This is a genomic window from Acinetobacter sp. NIPH 2699 (genome assembly GCF_022549355.1).
In the GTDB taxonomy this organism is placed as follows: domain Bacteria; phylum Pseudomonadota; class Gammaproteobacteria; order Pseudomonadales; family Moraxellaceae; genus Acinetobacter.
On the sequence record NZ_JAKZGL010000004.1, the window covers coordinates 193,511 to 213,675 of the forward strand.

The 20,165-nt window shown below is 39.5% G+C and carries 18 protein-coding genes; 6 read left to right on the forward strand and 12 right to left on the reverse strand.

Annotated elements, in window-relative coordinates; all coding sequences use genetic code 11:
- Positions 1-380 precede the first annotated feature (380 nt).
- Entirely contained in the window at positions 381-4,067 is a 3,687-nt protein-coding gene (gene metH / locus MMP72_RS06035; RefSeq protein ID WP_241315474.1) for a methionine synthase, read from the forward strand.
- 238 nt (positions 4,068-4,305) lie between these two features.
- Complete coding sequence (locus MMP72_RS06040) at positions 4,306-4,857, forward strand: hypothetical protein (protein ID WP_241315475.1); 552 nt, start codon at positions 4,306-4,308, stop codon at positions 4,855-4,857.
- Positions 4,858-5,013: 156 nt separating this feature from the next.
- Here the strand turns inward: MMP72_RS06040 and MMP72_RS06045 are convergent, their stop codons facing one another.
- Entirely contained in the window at positions 5,014-5,382 is a 369-nt protein-coding gene (locus tag MMP72_RS06045) for a hypothetical protein (protein WP_241315476.1), read from the reverse strand.
- A 350-nt stretch (positions 5,383-5,732) separates the two neighbouring features.
- A complete protein-coding gene (locus MMP72_RS06050; RefSeq protein ID WP_241315477.1) occupies positions 5,733-6,953 on the reverse strand; it encodes an MFS transporter in 1,221 nt (406 codons plus the stop codon).
- 105 nt (positions 6,954-7,058) lie between these two features.
- Between MMP72_RS06050 and MMP72_RS06055 the strand changes: the two genes are divergently transcribed.
- Positions 7,059-7,838 carry a helix-turn-helix transcriptional regulator gene (locus MMP72_RS06055; RefSeq protein ID WP_241315479.1) on the forward strand — a complete coding sequence of 260 codons (780 nt, stop codon included), beginning with the start codon at positions 7,059-7,061 and terminating at the stop codon, positions 7,836-7,838.
- Between the two features lie 19 nt (positions 7,839-7,857).
- On the opposite strand, the gene def is transcribed toward MMP72_RS06055, so the two are convergent.
- From def to MMP72_RS06070, 3 genes are all read right to left on the reverse strand, one after another.
- On the reverse strand, positions 7,858-8,343 hold the full coding sequence (gene def, locus MMP72_RS06060; RefSeq protein ID WP_241315481.1) for a peptide deformylase: 486 nt from the start codon (positions 8,341-8,343) through the stop codon (positions 7,858-7,860).
- A 136-nt stretch (positions 8,344-8,479) separates the two neighbouring features.
- A complete protein-coding gene (locus tag MMP72_RS06065) occupies positions 8,480-8,971 on the reverse strand; it encodes a DUF2505 family protein (protein ID WP_241315483.1) in 492 nt (163 codons plus the stop codon).
- A 105-nt stretch (positions 8,972-9,076) separates the two neighbouring features.
- A complete protein-coding gene (locus MMP72_RS06070; RefSeq protein WP_241315485.1) occupies positions 9,077-9,367 on the reverse strand; it encodes a hypothetical protein in 291 nt (96 codons plus the stop codon).
- Positions 9,368-9,454: 87 nt separating this feature from the next.
- Between MMP72_RS06070 and MMP72_RS06075 the strand changes: the two genes are divergently transcribed.
- Positions 9,455-9,895, forward strand: coding sequence for a universal stress protein (locus MMP72_RS06075; protein ID WP_241315487.1), 441 nt, complete (start codon positions 9,455-9,457; stop codon positions 9,893-9,895).
- A gap of 59 nt (positions 9,896-9,954) precedes the next feature.
- Here MMP72_RS06075 and MMP72_RS06080 read toward each other — a convergent pair whose 3' ends face one another.
- The 7 genes from MMP72_RS06080 to tauA form a co-directional block, all read right to left on the reverse strand.
- On the reverse strand, positions 9,955-11,118 hold the full coding sequence (locus MMP72_RS06080) for an alanine racemase (protein WP_241315489.1): 1,164 nt from the start codon (positions 11,116-11,118) through the stop codon (positions 9,955-9,957).
- 153 nt (positions 11,119-11,271) lie between these two features.
- Positions 11,272-12,552 (reverse strand): D-arabinono-1,4-lactone oxidase, encoded by a 1,281-nt coding sequence (locus MMP72_RS06085; protein WP_241315491.1) that lies wholly within the window; start codon positions 12,550-12,552, stop codon positions 11,272-11,274.
- Positions 12,549-14,285, reverse strand: a complete 1,737-nt coding sequence (locus MMP72_RS06090) for a neutral/alkaline non-lysosomal ceramidase N-terminal domain-containing protein (RefSeq protein ID WP_241315493.1) — start codon at positions 14,283-14,285, stop codon at positions 12,549-12,551. The genes MMP72_RS06085 and MMP72_RS06090 overlap by 4 nt, the downstream gene beginning before the upstream one ends.
- A gap of 264 nt (positions 14,286-14,549) precedes the next feature.
- Positions 14,550-15,395 carry a taurine dioxygenase gene (gene tauD / locus MMP72_RS06095; RefSeq protein WP_241315495.1) on the reverse strand — a complete coding sequence of 282 codons (846 nt, stop codon included), beginning with the start codon at positions 15,393-15,395 and terminating at the stop codon, positions 14,550-14,552.
- A 30-nt stretch (positions 15,396-15,425) separates the two neighbouring features.
- Complete coding sequence (gene tauC, locus MMP72_RS06100; protein WP_241315497.1) at positions 15,426-16,307, reverse strand: taurine ABC transporter permease TauC; 882 nt, start codon at positions 16,305-16,307, stop codon at positions 15,426-15,428.
- Positions 16,304-17,095 (reverse strand): ATP-binding cassette domain-containing protein, encoded by a 792-nt coding sequence (locus tag MMP72_RS06105; RefSeq protein ID WP_241315499.1) that lies wholly within the window; start codon positions 17,093-17,095, stop codon positions 16,304-16,306. Before MMP72_RS06105 ends, tauC begins: the two co-directional genes overlap by 4 nt.
- Positions 17,096-17,104: 9 nt before the next feature.
- Positions 17,105-18,145 carry a taurine ABC transporter substrate-binding protein gene (gene tauA, locus MMP72_RS06110; protein WP_241315501.1) on the reverse strand — a complete coding sequence of 347 codons (1,041 nt, stop codon included), beginning with the start codon at positions 18,143-18,145 and terminating at the stop codon, positions 17,105-17,107.
- Positions 18,146-18,551: 406 nt separating this feature from the next.
- Between tauA and MMP72_RS06115 the strand changes: the two genes are divergently transcribed.
- The gene (locus tag MMP72_RS06115; protein WP_241315503.1) at positions 18,552-19,061 is read left to right on the forward strand and encodes a rhodanese-like domain-containing protein; all 510 of its coding nucleotides are present in this window, start codon (positions 18,552-18,554) and stop codon (positions 19,059-19,061) included.
- Between the two features lie 47 nt (positions 19,062-19,108).
- Complete coding sequence (epsC, locus tag MMP72_RS06120; protein WP_241315505.1) at positions 19,109-20,065, forward strand: serine O-acetyltransferase EpsC; 957 nt, start codon at positions 19,109-19,111, stop codon at positions 20,063-20,065.
- The last annotated feature ends 100 nt before the right edge of the window (positions 20,066-20,165 follow it).

A 20,165-nucleotide genomic window follows, 5' to 3' on the forward strand; every position in this document is an offset into this window, starting at 1 on the left:
ATATGACAAAGAAGTGCCATATGAAGCCAAAATTTCATATTTTCACACCAATTCTTCATGTTTTCTGACGATAAATTCACCTAAAATTTAATCTTAATTAAATAAAAACAATGAATTACAAAACAACAGCCATGTTCAAAACTGTTTGTCTGATTTTGCAACAAATGCTACGAAATAAGATAACTTATTGTCATATTTCAAAGGATTTGTCTTATTTTTAAGCATTATTCCGTTTAATTATTGCAGTTTAATGAAACTTTTATGACATTTTTAATCTGAACCGACAGATCATCACTCTACAATGCTGAAAATACACGTATCGGCACGGCTTCTGTTACAATGCGTCTGTTTTTTATCTTCATCCTATTCTGGGGTTCCTTATGTCCACACTTGCCACCCTAAAATCACTTCTCGCCCAGCGTATCCTGATTATTGATGGTGCAATGGGAACTATGATTCAACGCCATAAATTAGAAGAAGAAGATTATCGTGGTGAACGTTTTGCGGACTGGGCATCAGACCTTAAAGGTAATAACGATTTACTGGTTTTAACACAGCCACACATTATCCAAGGCATCCACGAAGCTTATTTGGATGCTGGTGCAGACATCATCGAAACCAACAGCTTTAACGGCACACGTGTTTCAATGTCTGACTATCATATGGAAGACCTCGTTCCAGAGATCAACCGTGAAGCAGCACGTTTAGCGAAAGCAGCGTGCGAGAAATACTCTACCCCTGACAAACCTCGTTTTGTGGCAGGTGTACTAGGTCCAACATCGCGTACCTGTTCTATTTCACCAAATGTAAATGATCCTGCGTTCCGTAATATTACTTTTGATGAACTCAAAGATAACTATATAGAGGCAACCCATGCCCTGATCGAAGGTGGTGCAGACATCATCTTGATCGAAACCGTGTTTGACACCTTGAACTGTAAAGCAGCAATCTTTGCGGTTAAAGAAGTGTTTAAGCAAATCGGTCATGAACTGCCATTGATGATTTCAGGGACGATTACTGATGCTTCTGGTCGTACCTTAACAGGTCAAACTGCCGAAGCATTTTGGAACTCAGTTCGTCACGGCGACCTGCTGTCTATCGGCTTTAACTGTGCTTTGGGTGCAGACGCCATGCGCCCCCATGTTAAAACCATTGCCGATATTGCTGATACCTTTGTTTCAGCGCATCCCAATGCAGGCTTACCCAATGCGTTTGGTGAATATGATGAAACCCCTGAACAAACGGCTGAATTCATAAAAGAATTTGCTGAAAGTGGCTTGATCAATATTACTGGTGGTTGTTGTGGTACAACACCTGATCATATTCGTGCCATTTATAATGCTGTAAAAGATATTCAACCACGTCAAATTCCTGAAACAGTACCTGCCTGTCGTTTAAGTGGTCTCGAACCATTTAACATTTATGATGATTCACTTTTTGTGAATGTCGGTGAACGGACCAACGTCACAGGTTCAAAAAAATTCTTACGCTTGATTCGTGAAGAAAACTTTTCCGAAGCATTAGAAGTTGCGCAACAACAAGTTGTGGCAGGCGCTCAGATCATCGACATTAACATGGATGAAGGGATGCTCGATTCGCAAAATGCGATGGTGCATTTCCTGAATCTCGTTGCATCTGAACCAGATATTTCTCGTGTACCGATCATGATTGACTCATCAAAATGGGAAATCATTGAAGCAGGGTTAAAATGCGTTCAAGGTAAACCTGTCGTGAACTCGATTTCCTTAAAAGAAGGTTATGACGAGTTTGTCGAAAAAGCACGCTTATGCCGCCAATACGGTGCTGCTGTCATTGTCATGGCCTTTGATGAAGCTGGACAAGCAGATACCGCAGCACGTAAACGTGAGATCTGTAAACGCTCTTATGACATTTTGGTCAATGAAGTCGGCTACCCTGCTGAAGATATTATTTTTGACCCGAACGTGTTTGCTATTGCAACGGGTATTGAAGAACATAACAACTATGCTGTGGACTTTATTGAAGCAACAGGCTGGATCAAACAGAACCTACCACATGCGATGATTTCAGGTGGTGTATCCAACGTATCATTCTCGTTCCGTGGCAATGAACCTGTCCGTGAAGCCATTCACTCGGTGTTCCTCTACTATGCCATCAAACAAGGCATGACCATGGGGATCGTCAATGCGGGGCAAATGGCAATTTATGATGATATTGACCCAGACCTTAAAGCCGCAGTTGAAGATGTTGTTCTGAATCAAAATCAAAGTGAGTCAGGTCAGGTTGCCACAGAAAAGTTACTTGAAGTTGCGGAAAAATATCGCGGTCAAGGTGGTGCTCAACGTGAAGCGGAAAACCTTGAGTGGCGTAATCAATCTGTAGAAAAACGTCTTGAATATGCGCTCGTCAAAGGCATCACTACGTATATTGACCAAGATACCGAAGAAGCCCGCTTAAAAGCAAAACGTCCACTTGATGTGATTGAAGGCGCATTGATGGATGGTATGAACGTGGTCGGTGATTTATTTGGTTCAGGTAAAATGTTCCTACCACAAGTGGTCAAATCTGCGCGCGTGATGAAGCAAGCTGTGGCATGGTTGAACCCATACATTGAGGCCGCAAAAACAAACAGCCAGCCGAAAGGTAAAGTACTAATGGCAACCGTCAAAGGCGACGTTCATGATATTGGTAAAAATATTGTAGGTGTAGTCCTTGGCTGTAATGGTTATGACATCGTTGACCTTGGTGTGATGGTGCCTTGTGAAAAGATCCTACAAACTGCAATTGATGAAAAATGTGACATCATTGGTCTGTCTGGTTTGATTACCCCTTCACTTGATGAAATGGTCTTTGTTGCCAAAGAAATGCAACGTAAAGGTTTCACCATTCCTTTGTTGATTGGTGGTGCAACCACATCAAAAGCACATACCGCAGTAAAAATTGACCCTCAATATTCAAATGATGCGGTGATTTACGTTGCCGATGCCTCTCGTGCAGTGGGTGTAGCAACCACCTTACTCTCACCTGAAATGCGAGGTAACTTTATCGCGGAACATCGCGCTGAATATGCCAAGATTCGTGAGCGTTTAGCCAACAAACAACCCAAAGCGGCAAAACTCAGCTACCCAGAATCCATTAAAAATGGCTTTAAGGTCGATGAAAACTATGTGCCGCCTATTCCAAATACCTTAGGTACACACGTTTTCACCAACTATCCCCTTGCAACACTGGTGGAATATTTTGACTGGACACCATTCTTTATTTCTTGGAGTTTGGCAGGGAAATTCCCGAAAATTTTACAAGATGAAGTGGTGGGTGAAGCAGCAACAGATTTATATAACCAAGCTCAAGCCATGTTAAAAGACGTGATCGACAATAAGCTGTTTGATGCACGTGCCGTGTTTGGTTTATACCCTGCGCAACGTACTGGTGCAGATACAGTCAGTGTATTTGACGAAACGGCTCAGCAGCTCACGCATACCTTTGAGCATGTGCGTCAGCAATCTGACAAAGTCACAGGTAAACCAAATCTGTCTTTAGCTGACTTTATTAAACAGTCTGAACAACCCGAAGATTATCTTGGTGGTTTTACCGTATCGATCTTCGGTGCGGAAGAATTGGCAAATGAATATAAAGCCAAAGGTGATGACTATTCTGCGATTTTAATTCAGTCTTTAGCAGATCGTTTTGCGGAAGCCTTTGCAGAACATTTACATGAGCGTATCCGTAAAGAGTTCTGGGGCTATAAAGCCGATGAGACTTTGGGCAATGAAGAATTGATCAAAGAGAAGTATGTCGGTATTCGTCCTGCACCGGGTTACCCTGCTTGTCCTGAGCATTCTGAAAAAGCGGTATTATTCGATTGGTTAGGTTCTGAAGCCAAGATTGGTACGAAGTTGACTGAACACTTTGCGATGATGCCACCGTCTTCTGTCAGTGGTTTCTATTATTCGCACCCTGAAAGTGAATACTTTAATGTGGGCAAGATTTCTCAAGATCAACTCGAGGATTATGCAAAACGTAAAGGTTGGACACTGGATGAAGCGAAGCGTTGGTTAGCACCGAATTTAGATGATTCGATTGGGTAAGTTAGCATTTTAATCTCCCTTGCGAAGCAAGGCTTCTTACCTCCTTTAAAAAAAGAGATGTCATGTGATTTAAATGAATTACGTGACAACTCTTTCCTGTTTCAAAGGGAGGTTGGGAGGGATTTATAAAACTTCAAAAGATTTACTTTATATATTGAGGTAGACTAACTTCCAAAAAAAATTAATAATAATGTATAATTTATATTCGTGCACATCTTGTTAAACAATTAAAATTGAAATGAAAATTGGCTTTCAACTAAACAATCAACAAAAAATAAATCTAGCACAAATTATAGCTTTAACATTAACTACAATCATAATTTTTACAATTACGCTAGGTATCTATAAACTATTAAATCCTCAGAGAATAGTTAAGGTAATTCCACACCTACATCTTAAAACTAATGAATCTATGATTTATGAGTTTAGTATTAAAAGATTCAATAAAGCTGACACAATATTTATCACTCAAAATAAAAACCGTTTTTTTCTCATTAGTTGTTCAAGCTACTCTGAAACCATTTGTAGTAAGCAACAAGTAGAAGAACAGAACTATATAATACAAGAAATGGATATTGTAAGATTGGGAGACAAATTTTTTATCAAAAATATCAGTTGGATTAATTCTTTAACACAAGAGAAAACTCAAAACACTTTGAATAACCAGCAACTTATTGATTTTTATAAAGTCAAAAATAAAACCCCTAAATTAACCATTGCTATTTTCCTATTGTTTACATGTGGAAGTTTTTTTATCATCATTTTTAATTACATTTATAAAATATTTTAAAAATTAACCATTACAATCCTCCTTTAAAAAGGAGGGAGTAACGCGAATTTAACGTCACCATTAAATTCGCATATAGTCCTTCTTTACAAAGGGGGGATTTAGAGGGATTGCACTCTCTGTTTCGCAACAAAATAAACACTTGATATAGAATAAAATTTAAAATAAATCATTTAAATGACAACTTTTTCTTTCTGTAATATCACTTATAGAATCAACTAAGAGCATATTCTTATTTCCATCACCTCTATAAGCTCCAACAACCTCAGCATATATAGGTTTTATCATATCTTTTTCCTTAGATAAAAAATTTGATACCGCTTTTTCATCACTCCATTCAGCATCTTTTAATATGTATATATTTGAACCACCATCGCAGCGATTTAAAATAACTTTTTTATCATCAACTTCTAGTGTCCCAATAAAAATATCTATTACTTGATCTGACTCAACAGTCTCAGCAAATACAATCGAAGGATTAAATAGTACATACATAACGAAAGAAAATATAAGATAAGTTTTTTTCATTGAAACGTTCCTAGCGTATGACATCGAAGAATATATTCGTCTGATGATTCAGTCAGTTTTATTCATTAAGTTTAGTATGCTTTGTACTAAACTACTTTCATAAATTTAAGGATATAAATAATTATAATCCTCCCCAACCCCCCTTTAAAAAGAGAGAGTACCTCGAATCTAACACAATCATTAAATTCGCATATAGTCCCTCTTTACAAAGTTGTAATTTAGGGGGGATTCCAATCTCTGTCTAGCAACACAATAAATCCGTTCTACCACAGCATCAGTTTCAACCAAAATCTGATTATTGCTAAATCTTAATGCTATAAGCCCAATTCATATTGAGAGATTTAAACAAACTATTTAACTTTCGTATTTGGTAAAAACGCCGTTGCAAAACCAAGTAAGGGTAAAAGTGAACATAGACCAAATACCCATTCGATTCCCTTCACATCAGCCAAATACCCCAGCCCTGCTGCTGCAATACCACTTACACCAAACATCAAACCAAACATTAACCCTGAAATCATGCCAACACGTCCTGGGACAGCTTCCTGAGCATAAACCACCATTGCAGCAAAAGCAGATGACAGAACTAATCCCGTAATCACAGATAAAACCGTCGTCCAAAACAAATTGGCATACGGCATCATTAAAGCAAATGGTGCCATTCCCACAAATGAAACCCAAATCACAGTTTTACGCCCAATTCGATCACCAACAGGCCCACCCGCAAAAGTACCAAGTGCAACAGCAGCCAAAAACACAAACAAATGCAATTGAGCTGTTTGCAAACTAATATGAAACTTATGGATCAAATAAAAAGTAAAATAGTTACTGATACTGGCAATATAAGTAAATTTTGCAAACATCAATACGCAAATTGTCGTTAACGCAATAATTAACTGACGACCATGCAATTTAGTATGTGCTTGAGTAATTCCTGTCGCCAACTGCTTTTTAGCATGGCTAATCGTCCAGCGACTTACACCAAACAATACCCAAATCGCTAACAATGAAAACACCACCAACCATGCAACCGCATGTTGCCCAAAAGGCACAATAATTAATGCAGCCAATAATGGTCCAATTGCTGTACCCGTATTTCCTCCAACCTGAAAGGTCGATTGCGCTGTACCAAAACGTCCGCCAGATGCCATTCTCGCCACACGTGAAGCTTCAGGGTGGAAGGTTGCTGAACCCACGCCAATCAATGCAGATGCAATCAACAATATTGTAAAACTTGGAGAAAATGCTAACAGTAAAATACCGCAGAATGTGACCATCATACCTAATGGTAAAAGATAAGGCTTAGGATGTTTATCAGTATAAAGTCCAATCCAAGGCTGAAGTAGTGAGCCTGTAATCTGATAGACAAAGGAAATGAGACCCACTTGAGCGAAACTAAGAGAAAAGTTTGCTTTGAGCATTGGATAGATGGCTGGCAAGACTGCTTGAATCAAATCATTCAACAAATGTACAAAAGCAACTGCACCAACAACCTTAATAATCATACCTTGAGGTTGATCATTTGTTGCAGTATCAGCAACGCCATCTCTCAACGGTATTGAAGACGTCATATCTGAAAAACTCCAATATTCTAGATAAGGCGCTTATTGTAAATTGTCGTTTATAAAGTTATCTTCCAATAATCATCGCATAAATGACAAAATTTAGGATCGCTTATGTCAGATTCACTTATTCAGTCCGATCAATCTGAACTGGTGATTGGACTGTCTTCTGAACATACATATCGTGAAATCACACCGACGCATACTCACACTAGAGCACAATTTTTATATGCCTCAACAGGTAATATTCAGGTTTTTACTCCTAACAATGTTTGGCTCGTACCACCCATGTGTGCTTTATGGATTCCAGCGAATGTTGAACATAGTGTCCTTTCACTGAGTCATGTAAAACTCAATACTGCCCTAGTCGAAGTGAATGCTGCTGCATTAATGGGACAAGATTGTTTTATTATTCGAGTAAGTAATTTACTGCATGAATTATTGATTCGATTCAACCAAATTACCCATGTAGATGCTCCAAATATTGTTTCATCTCAGAAAATTTCAGAAGCTTTACAAATTTTAATTTTTGAGGAAATACATAGGGCAAATCTATTAACAATTCAGATTCCTTGGCCCAAAGACAAACGCTTATTAAAAATTTGCCAAGAACTCCTACATTCACCGAACCATTGCAAAGATTTGACCACTTGGGCAGATGATATTGGCACAAGTTCAAGAACATTAATGAGAATGTTTCAAAAGGAAACTGGGTTGTCTTATCGGGCATGGGTTCAACAGATGCATATCGCACATGCATTGAGTAAAATTTCAAATGGAGAATCAATTGCTCAAATATCTGCAGCACTTGGTTATACCAACCCAAGCGCGTTTAGTGCCATGTTTAAACGACATTTAGGCAAAACACCACAGCAATTTAAATATCAGAACTAAGTTTTAAAGCCAAATTAGTCTAGGCTGATAGCTTTTCCACAAACAATACGCCATCCAAATGATCAACTTCATGCTGAACGATACGCGCAGGAAAACCCTCATAAGTGGTTTCAACCACTTCACCCTGTAAAGTGTAATAACGCACTTTGATCGCTTGTGCTCGCTCAACTACACCTCGTTGATCAGGAACACTTAAACAACCCTCTTCACCTAAACATGTCGCTTGGGAAAACACTAAAATCTCAGGATTGACCATCACCACCGCATCCATTTCAGGCGCATCGGGATAACGTATATTTGGACGAGAAGCGACAATAATAATTCGTTTTGAAATGTAGACCTGTGGTGCTGCAATCCCAACACCATTACGCTCAAGCATGGTCGCGTGCATCGCTGAAGCAAGTTGCATCAGCCACTCACTATTAAACTCTCCATCCCCAACAGTTGCAGCTTTAAGCGTTAAAACATCTTCACCACGTTGTGCTACAGCTAAAACCACGCTCATAACAATGACCTTATTTTTGATCAAATAGTGAATAATATAGTATTGGATATTTCACATGGCTTCTATCATTTTCACGCTAAAATAAAAAAACTCTCCGTATTGATTGATACGGAGAGTTTTTTTAATCTCACTTAAATTAAAGATTTTTCTTTAATTCATCAGCAACAATTTCAATTTCAAGCTGGCTAAATTTACGAATTTCGCCTTCAGCATGTCTTTCTAGCATACCGCCAATCAAAGGCACTTTGACTTTTACCGTCCAAGTCAAAGAAATATTTACTTTCTCACTGTCCCCAGTAACACTACGCTCACCCTTTGCTTCTAAAGGTAAATTTGCACCCAACTCTACCGTTGAAGTTAAATTTTTCAAATGGGTAATATCAGAACGTTTTAAGCGGAATGCATTTTTTAATAATTTTTTCGCAACATCTGGAATATTAACATCAAGATTATATTCACGGCGTAGCGTATAAATATCACCATGAATTGCAGATTCAATAATTTCTAGGTTTTCACCTGGGATACGTTTACATACTGCTTCATGCAATGATGTATCCGCGACTAATCTTGAAAAGTCTTCAATTGAAACACCATGAATCGTTTCATTAACCGTAAATTGATGTGCCATTTTTAAATTTCCATTTCGTTTTATTTAGGATTTCATCACCGCGAAGTATAGCATTCTCATTTAAATCGCAAAGTCTGAAGCAGCAAAAATTGGTGACTGCTCGGATTAGTTATTTTTATTGAGATTTTCTCGAATGGCTAATTTTACAGCAATCGATGTTGTGCGACTGATTGATAAATAATGATGACCATATTCAATCACCGCATAGAACTGTTCTGCACCATCGTCTAAGCCTGTTGCTGACCATGTTGTACCTTGGGGAAATTCGTCTAACCAGACTGCCTTATAAAAATCTGAAACTGAATCAAAACATAAATATGTTTCAGGATCAGCCATTATTTTACTCGCCATCTGATCGAATTTTTGCTGTTTAAAAGCATCAAAGCTGAGTAACACAAAGGCTCCTATTTTTATTTGCTTGAGGTGGCTCAAGTATGTTATCAACATAGTAACGATGACAACGATAAATTATAAGGAGTAACTATGTCTTATCAAAATATTTTAGTTCCTGTGGACGACTCTCCAATTTCTTATGCGGCGGTTGAACATGCACTTTCTTTAGCCAAATTATCAGGCGCAAAAGTAACAGTGCTGAGTGTCGTCGCAGTTGATCCTTATGTAGGAGTAGACTTTTACCAAGTTGCACCTGCGATCACTGAACATTTTATGCAAGCTGAAGCGCATGCAAAAACGCAGTTACAAGATATAGCTCAGTCATTTAGTCAAAATGATATCAATGTCGCCACTAAAATTTATCATGGCTCGGCCAGTGAGGGCATCCTTTTTGTTGCCGATGAAATTGGGGCTGATTTGATTGTTATGGGTTCGCATGGTCGTACTGGGGTAAAACGTTTATTACTCGGTAGTGTTGCTCGTACAGTTCTAACAGAATCACATATTCCAGTCCTAATCATAAAGCAATAACTTAATCTTTCTGAAGCAAAAACCTTGTGCCGAATCACAAGGTTTTTTTAGCATTATTTTTATTCTCGAAAAGTTTCCCATCTCTCAAAAACATGCTGCTTATACAGTTTTAACTCTGAAAATTGCGGGATAATTGCCTCACTTTGAGTTGGTCTTAAAAACACAAAATCATCCACTTGAATATCACAATCTTTCGGGACATTGATCAGCTCTTGATTGCTACTGCGTCCATATAAAACATGTGGATGCGCTTGTTTTGGATAGACATAATTGGCAAGCCAATAGCCCCCATAAATAAACAGTGCTTTAGATTTATGCGGCAATTTATCCAATAAAGACATGGCTGGTAATTGGGTATAAGGCAAAACTTTTAATACGGGTGCAGCAATCCATAAAGCAGGCTTTAAAACAACTGAAAACTGACTATCAAAATCACTGGGTTTAAGCAGCATAGAACCAAAAGATAAATCATTGCAGACACTATTTTCAGTATGAAAACTAAAAGTTGGACTTCCCCCGCCATTAAAACAAAGTTCATCATGCCATAGCGTTGGGAACTGCTGCTGAATCAAGTGTTGGTAATTGGCATAAACCTGTTGTGATTCTTGATAGGTTTGTGTTGGCTTTTTAATGATGGCTGGAATTTTGGTGACGTGCGCATCGTAACCCATTAAACCTGATAATTTTAAATACTGTGGATATTGCTGAATTAGCGCTAAAATTTCAGTCAATTGCTGAGCAGTGTGTACCCCACCACGATGTAAGCCAACATCTATTTCAATATTCACTTTTAAGCAGATTGAATACGCCTGAGCAACCTCTAAATACTGTTGTAGACGTTGTTTAGTATCAATCAACCACTGAATCTTTGCATCTGACCATTCTGAATGTAGTTCAAAGAAATGACCTGCGGCTTGGGCTGGCATCGGTTTCCCTAACAAAATATCGGCTTCAGCAAAGTTTTCTAATATCGAAATAATATGTGGCTGATGAAATACCATAAATCGTTGAGTATTGATCTGTTCAGATAACAATTTGAGTAAGTCTAAACAAGCGAGCGATTTCACCACCAAACGCGCTTTTAAATGTGCTGCGTGAGACAACTTCACTTGAACATATTGGATATTTTGTTTTAAGGCAGCGTCATCTACGATAAGTTGCGGGGTCGCAATCCCCTGTTTTTTTAGATCGAGATTGAGTTGTTTAAAATAATGATCCAACATGGCTATACCTTTTTCAATCAAAGAAAATTTACATACAGTTTGATACGCTTCTCAGGGCGAAACCAAAGTAAGTCTAGCTGAAAGCTTAACCCTTAATTGGATGAGAACTCGATATGACTCCGTTAAGCACTTTCAACTCATAAAAAATTCGATTTAACCCCAAAACAACTTTTCCAGATAGGGATTTAAAAACTTAGCTTGTGGGTCAAGTCGCTGACGCAAAGCCATAAAATCATCCCACTTTGGATATAAAGCGCGAAGCTGCGTCGTGGTGATATTATGCATTTTGCCCCAATGTGGCCGTCCCTTATATTTCTGCAAAATTGGTTCAACCACATCAAAAATCAAACGCGGGTCTTGTTTATGATATTGATGAACCGAAATTGAAATCGAATCTTGCTGATAAAAAGGACTCAGCCAAATATCATCGCCTTTGACAAAACGAAACTCGAGTGGAAAAAAGGTCGCGACGTTATAGTTTCTTAATGTATGTAACACCTCATCCAAACATGCAAGTCCTTGATCAACAGGAATCTGATATTCCATTTCATTGAACTTGGTATTGCGCGGTGTTGGAAATATTTTACTCGACCAATCCACATAAGTTGTAGGCTTGACCAACACGCCTAAAAGCTTCTGTAAATACGGATTGATCGGTGGAAGAAATCGGGTGAGTTCAGAGCACATGGTTAGCAAAGTATCATCCGATGGGAAGTTTTCTTGACGTGGCGCGATATCCTCATCGGTTTCATCCAAGGTTTTTAACATCAACTGCTTTTCATAGGAAAAAACAAAACACTCAATATGCCGATGCTGATGCTTCCATTGCTGAATGTGTTGCATCATATCTTCTACAGGGCAAAGTTCGATGTGCTCTTTCAGCTTATAGCGTGGACGATTTTGCATGGTGATTTTGGTCAAAATCCCTAAACTGCCTAAAGAAACACGTCCTGCGGCAAAGATCTCAGGGTGCTCTGTTTGACTGCATTTTAGGATTTCACCCGAAGCTGTCAGCAATTCAAAGGCTTCAACATAAGCCGAAATACAGTGCAAATCTGCACCTGTTCCATGTGTCCCAGTCGAAATAGCACCTGCCAAACTCTGCTGATCAATATCGCCCTGATTCATCAACGCTTGATTCATCGGATGTAGATGTTGGTCTAAATTATATAATCGTGTACCTGCATAGATCGTACTCTGACAACGGTCAATATCTGAGGACTCTACGCCAGCAATACGATCTAAAGATAATAATAAAGCATCTGTACAGACCAAAGGCGTAAATGAATGCCCTGCACCGACCACGCGTATTTTGGGATAATCTTGCACAATGCGCTGTAACTCCAAAATATTAGTCGGTTGTAAAATCTGCTCAGGATAGGCTTTTTGAAAACCTGACCAATTCGACCAAGTTGCTTGGGTTAAATCACTCATACCGCCTCTCCTTGGCGAACGGCAGTTTTTAAATTGCCATGATTGCTTCGTTTTGCTAGTTCTTGTTCTGGAATGGGTTCTGGTCGTGTGGTTTGATCATCGCTACGTTGATTTTTATCCAACAATAATTGTTTAGCTAACAACTTAAATTTGCTTTGGCATGCAGCCAGCGTCCATTGTCCAAATAAGGTATGCCCGCCTTCATAGGCTTGCTCTTGGTATTCCTCATACGTCGTGACATACCCCATATAATCATTGCAATAGGAACTTAACCACACTCGCTCTATCGCAGATTGATCTGCCAAAACTTGTTTGACTGTTTCAATAACACGTTGTCCTGCAATGGTGGTGAATTCTCCCGGACAGCATACGATGACGAACAAACCTAATCGAACGATCTGTAATGGCACCACACTGGGCACCAATGGACTTTGCTGAATCGCGCCTGCTTTGACTTGTCGATTCATCTCTGCAATGAGAGGATCAAGAATACTCGGTGGAAAACCGATAGGCTGACCTAAAATCTTTTTAGAACCTGCTTCCAATAAAATCTGTTTAGGTCCTTGAGAAGCGTAGAGCTGTTGATAAAATACATAGTCAGGTGCTAAAGGATGCTTGGTTTTTTGTTTTTTAAATTGATTTGCTAAAAACTGCATGCCTTTAATTAAAGGTTTTGGTGCTCCCAATCCATCCACAGGTGTCCCTGCAAAAAAAGCCGTACCATGACACGGCTGACTGGTTTTTGCGCCTTGCTGCCCGTTGGAAAATTCAGATGGAATTTCAACATTGCTCAAATCGACATAAGAAAATACTGCATCAACTCCACCCTTAACCTCCTGTAAGGATTGCTGAAAAGCAGCCAAAGCCAATTCACTTTGATAACGCCCATTTTGTTGTGCGTATTGATACTCCTGTTCGCCCTTAATTTTATTGCGAATCTTGAGCTGATCTTTACCATGAAAATGTGGTGAAACATCCCCTGCGGTGGCTTGAGCAAAAATGGTGACAGGATTTTGAATGCCTTGCTCAATTAAGGTCTGTTCGGAAAACGCAGCGGCATACCCTTTGTTATCACCATCATGTGCTTTTAACTTATTTCCAAGACAAGTGGCATGTACACCAAATAAAGAAATAAATGCCTGTAACTTTTGTTCCCGATAAAAACCAATCAATTGCATTTCACGGTTTAAAGCCAGATGTGTTTCACCCGCGAAATGGGATGTTACCTCTGGATTACGGTTATAGGCTTTAATCGAACGATTCCAAGCCACAGGAATATCGTCAGCAAAATTCTGTGTGGTAAGGAAAATTTCTGTCTCTTGTTCCTGCTTAATAGCAGTCTGAATACTTAGAAGAATTGCATCAACTATCGCGCTTAAATGCTCAGGCACAAAACCCGGGGTCGGCATGTTGTACAAGGCTTCATACGCGCAGCCCCCTGGACCTGAATGGGTATGTGTTGCCATTAACACCAGTTGATTTTCATCAAATTGCTGACCCAATATTGCTTGTAACTGCGCCACGCTTTGACTCCGCATGGCATGAGTAATACAACCTAAATCCAGACAACAGAAAATCAATCTATTCTGCTGATCATCTACAATACTAAAGCTACGCGCATATAAAGCGGTACGTTTTTCATAAGCTCGATGTGACCATTGCCCATAGCCAAACATGGCATAGCCTTTCGGTACAATCTTAATTTCCTGTTTATCCCAACCCACTAAATACATGGCAATCTATCCCTAGTTCAAATTCTTTTTATCAAGGTATTGGCACTGATTGAATATCAATATATTGCAATTCAGCAATTTCATAACATATATAAAATATGTGATGGCCAAAAGGGTTAAACGAATTTATTTTTTGAAAAAAGATTTAAGTCTAAAAGAATAAAGAATTTGCCCAATGTGCAACAGTTTATCAGTCTGATTTAGTCACGCATAAAAAAAGCTCAGGATTTCACCCAAGCTTTTTAAAACATCAACAAAGAGAATTTAACTTGCCACTTGATAAAATGGCACATCACCATTAATCGTGGCACGATGCATAATTCGATGCGCATCACCATAATCAAACAAAGCCTTATGCTGCGTACAACGATTATCCCAAATAGCGACATCACCCGCTTGCCATTGCCAACGCAAATGGAACTGCGCGTTAGTTGAATGCTCAAATAAGAATTTCAAAAGTTCTGAGCTTTCAGTCTCATCCAGTTCATTAATGCGTGTGGTAAAACCTTCACTGACAAACAAAATCGGTTGCCCCGTAACAGGATGGGTTCTCACTACAGGATGCGTTACAGGCGGATTGCGCTTAAATGTTTCTTCCAGTTTTTGACGCTCAACATCATTATGCGAAAAACGTTCAATCGGGAAAGACTGACGAATATCATGGGTAGCGGTTAAACCTTTTAATTTTTCTTGCAAACCTTGATCAAGTGCTGCAAAAGCAGCCGCACCACTCGACCACAAGGTATCGCCCCCTACAGGTGGGATCTTGATCGCTTGCAACACACAGCCCAGCGGAGGATTCTTGCTAAAGGTTACATCGGTATGCCATAACTCATTATCACGTAAATCCTGTTTCCAACTGTCTAACACAATGATCTCAGGTATATTTTCTACCGTTGGGAAAATCGGGTGAATATGCAAAGACCCAAAACCACGTGCTAACTCTGCTTGCGCTTGTGGCGCAAGTTGCTGGTTGCGAAAGAAAATCACATGATGATCAAGCAATGCTTGTTGAATTTGTTGTGTGGTATTTTCATCAGCCGTATTTAAATCAACATCATGAATAATTGCACCGATACTTGGTTTAATAATTTCAATATTTAACGTCATTTCTAACTCTCTCATCGCTACAATTCGCACTTACAACTGTTGACCGTACCAAGGAGATAATTGCTTCTGTAACCAACGCAAAAACAATTCAAAACCCACTGCGACAATCGCAATCACAATAATGCCTAACACCACAGTATCCGTAATCAGGAACTGCGCTGCGGACTGCACCATAAAGCCGATACCTCGATCCGCTGCGACCAATTCCGAAGCAACCAAAGTTGACCAGCCCACACCAAGCCCAATACGGATACCTGTCAAAATATTGGGCAATGCAGTCGGTAAAATCACATGCCAAAATACCTGTGACTGACTCGCGCCCAGTGATAATGCTGCGCGCTCACGATTCAGTTGGTGGCTGAGTACACCATGGGTACTGCTAATAATCACAGGCGCCAGAATAGAGAAGAAAATCAAAAGTACTTTGGTGGTTTCACCAATCCCAAACCAAATCACCAATAAAGGCAAATACGCCAATGGCGGAATTGGGCGCAATAACTCCACCAATGGATCGAGAATTGCACGCACCCATTTATTAAGCCCCATCCACAGACCTAAAGGTACACCAATCGCAATCGCCGCCACTAAAGCCAACAAGACACGAGAAATACTTGCTGCCAAGTGCTGCCACAAAGTCGCTTTCATAAAGCCTTGCTGGCTGACTTCCAAGAATTTCTGCCAGACAGCTTGTGGACTTGGTAAAAACAGGCTGGGTACGATTTTTAATGCAGTGATCAAATACCAAATAATCAATACACCGAGGACACTAGAGAAACTCAAAGCCAAGCTGCGATGGCGTACTACAAAAGCCCAAAATATATTCAAAACTGAATTCGATTGCTCATGGTTAGCTTCTTGAGGTTCAGTGGTCTTGGTGACGTCATATGCTGTATTTTTCGCTTGACCTGTCATACAGTAACCTCATGCTCTGCTTGTTTCTGTACCCGTAAACGCTCAAAAAGTTGCTCACGTAATTGAATAAACCGTTGATCTGATTTAATCGAACGAATCGACTCACCTTGTTTATAACGATCTGCAAAATCAAGCTTGAGGGTTTCAACAATTCTTCCCGGACGAGCGGTCATCAACACCAGTTGATTACTCAGCAATAAAGCTTCTTCAATATCATGTGTAATCAGAAAAAATGACTTATTTTGTTCAATCCATAAGTCTAGAACCAACTGCTGCATGGTTTCACGGGTAAAAGCATCTAAAGCTGCAAAGGGTTCATCCAGTAAAATAAACGCTGCATGGCTCACCAACGCACGTGCAATACCGACACGCTGTTTCATACCGCCAGATAATTCCCAAATATTCGCTTTGGCAACATGACTCAAGCCCACAATTTTAAGAATCGCATCGACTTGTTGCTGAATCTCTTGTTGCTTTAAGCCTTTAAGTTGTAAAGCAAAACCAATATTTTCAGATACATTTAACCAAGGGAGTAAGGCATGATCCTGAAACACCACAGCACGTCTTGCATCGGGTGCAGTCACAACCTCATGATCCAGTTTAATCTGACCTGAGCTTGGCTTTTGGAAACCTGCCAAAATGTTTAGTAATGTTGTTTTACCACAGCCTGACTCCCCCAAGATCACAGTCAACGTGCCTTCTTCTATCTGTAAATTGATATCTTGAAGTACTGGCACCGTCTGCTTTGGAAAAGTTAAATGAAGATGCTCCGCAGCTAATACGCTCATTTAGATCTCCTATGGCTGTAAGAAACTCGTAGTCACATTGCCTTGATAATCAGGTTTCACTTGATCGACCTTGCCCTGACTCTTTAAAAATGATGCGGTATCAAAAATATTCTTGGCAAACTCACCAGCTAAGGTTACTTGTTGTTGCTGACGATCAAGATAAGTATTCCCAGAAAGCAGTAATGGAATGTCTTTGGCATCTGAACCCGTCAATTGAGCAATTTTTTCGATGTGATCTGTATTTTGTTCAAATGCTTTTGGATCTTGATTATAAGTTTCGATCTGTTTCAAGCTGGTTTGAACAAAGGCTTTTAAGAATTCAGGATTTTTTTCAGCAAAATCTTTACGTACTACCCATAAATCATAGGTTGGAGCGCCCCATTCGCCGACTTGTTTTGAATCCGTTAATACCGTTCCACTTGCTTTCACTTTGCTTAAAGCGGGTTCCCACACATAGGTTGCATCAATATCCCCACGTTCCCATGCCGCTGTAATTTCAGGTGGACGTAAGTTAATGATTCTGACTTGATGATCTGCAATATCCCACTGTTTTAAAGCTGAAAGTAAACTGTAATGCGTTGTTGAAACAAAAGGCACAGCAATGGTTTTACCAATCAAATCTTGAGGGCTTTTAATGCCTGATTTGTGACTAACGACCAACGCTTCCGAACCACCAAGTTTCGCTGTCACGAGAAACACTTCAATGGCTAAATCACGACTTGCAGCAGCAGCCAAAGGACTTGAACCAATGTTGCCAATCACCACATCACCAGAAGCCAGTGCGTTCACCACATCTGATCCCGCATCAAACTTACGCCATTGAATTGCTTGATGACTATCACGTTCATACTCACCATTTGCCTGTGCAACCTTGGTCGGATCAACACCAGTTTGGTAGGCAATCACCACAGCTTTGCTATTTTTTGAATAAACAGGTTCGGCATTTTTTTGGTTTTGATAGACAATAAAAGCAACAATCGCCACAAGGACGATTACGGTAACAATGAGTGGCTTGGTGTTCTTAATGCCCATAATTAGATGATCTTTCAACAATATAGGCTTATGTTATGCGCCACGCTTTATTATTAAAAATAAGAAAAAATGAGTTGCTTATTCTTTTATTGGATAAGATAGAACTGAATCAATTTTATATTTTTTTAATCTACTTAACCCTTTTTAAGGTGATCTCATTATTTTCTCCGATACCCTACTTTCTGAATATTTACACCCTATTTCCATTAAAAAATGAAATATTTAATCCAGATAAACTCATCTTTAAATTAAATAAGAATAAGCCCCCATCATTTTTATTGTTAAAACTATATTCACAATCATCTGATAAAACCTCATTATTTATCAAAAATAGATATATAAATAAATTTTGATTATTTTCCTGAATATAAAAACAGTCATAAGATATAAAAATCATCCCGCTGATGTATGGAAGGTTATAAAAATGAATGCTCAATTTGATTCTACTCAAGCAGCAGAATCTACTGTTACTGCTCACGGTTCATCTACACATTTACAAGACATCTTACAGCGTGCCCAACAATATGCTGAAGAAAATGAACTAGATTTTACGGGTAGTATTCCCCCAACAGAAGCTTGGTACTTAGTTGAACAGGATCTTGCGGTTTTAGTCGATGTACGTACCAATGAAGAACGTAAATTTGTCGGCTATGTGCCTGAAAGTGTCCATGTGGCATGGGCGACAGGGACTTCATTTAACCGTAATCCACGCTTCGTTAAAGAACTCGATTCCAAAGTAGGTAAAGATAAAATCATCCTATTGCTCTGCCGTAGTGGCAAGCGTTCTGCTTTAGCAGCCACTGCTGCTTTTAGTGCTGGTTTTGCACAAGTTTACAATGTGCTTGAGGGATTTGAAGGTGATTTAAACGAACAACAACAACGTAATCAAAGTAATGGATGGCGTACGCATCAGTTGCCTTGGTTACAAGATTGATGCTGCTTTTTCATTCAGTTATTTTACGATTAATTTAAGACCTCGTTATGCAAGGAACTCGCGTGAGCCAATGGAAAATCCAGCCTGTCGTAGACGGCTTACAACAAGCACGACATGAATGGCGTGAACGTCAACACCGCATCAAGGAATTCGGTGGGCGCGAACTCCCCTCTAAAGAATCACTCAAATCAATTTTAGATGATTTGTGCGGCATCTTATTTCCTATGCGACTGGGACCGAGCGACCTGCGTCAAGAAACCGAAGATTATTATATTGCCTATACGCTGGATCGTGTACTGAATGAACTGTTTTCACAGGTCAAACTGGCATTAAATTATCAAGCAAAAAGCCATGTAAAACAGATTCCTGTCTCAAATAATGAGCGTTTATTGCATGATCAACAAATTGCTTTGGCGCAGACCATTGTGCAGGATTTTGCCAATACGCTACCTGATATTCGTCGTCTACTCGATGCCGATGTTTGCGCGGCATTTGAGGGTGATCCCGCTGCACATAGTGTAGATGAGGTTTTACTCTGCTATCCGGGTATCTTGGCGATTATCCACCATCGTGTCGCGCATCAGCTCTATCACAGCGTTCCACTACTCTCGCGAATTATTTCCGAGTTGGCTCATTCTGCGACAGGCATTGATATTCACCCAGGCGCGCAAATTGGCAAAGGTTTCTTTATTGATCATGGCACAGGTGTAGTGATTGGAGAAACCTCTGTGATTGGTGAATATGTACGTATTTATCAAGCCGTAACCTTAGGTGCCAAACGATTTGAACTCAATGATGATGGTGCATTGAAAAAAGATTATGCCCGCCATCCGATTGTTGAGGATCATGTGGTGATTTATGCAGGGGCCACGATTTTGGGTCGTATCACCATTGGTCAAGGTTCAATCATTGGTGGAAATGTCTGGCTGACTCACGGTGTTCCTGCTGGCAGTCAAATTCTTCAATCACCAAACGAATCTTTAGGGTCTGTTGGCTCTTTATAAAAGGACACTATAAATTCAAATACCATCAAAAACCCAGTAAATGTAAAGTTTGATTTAATGAAAGACTAAATCAAACACATAAAAACCTATGAAAAATAAA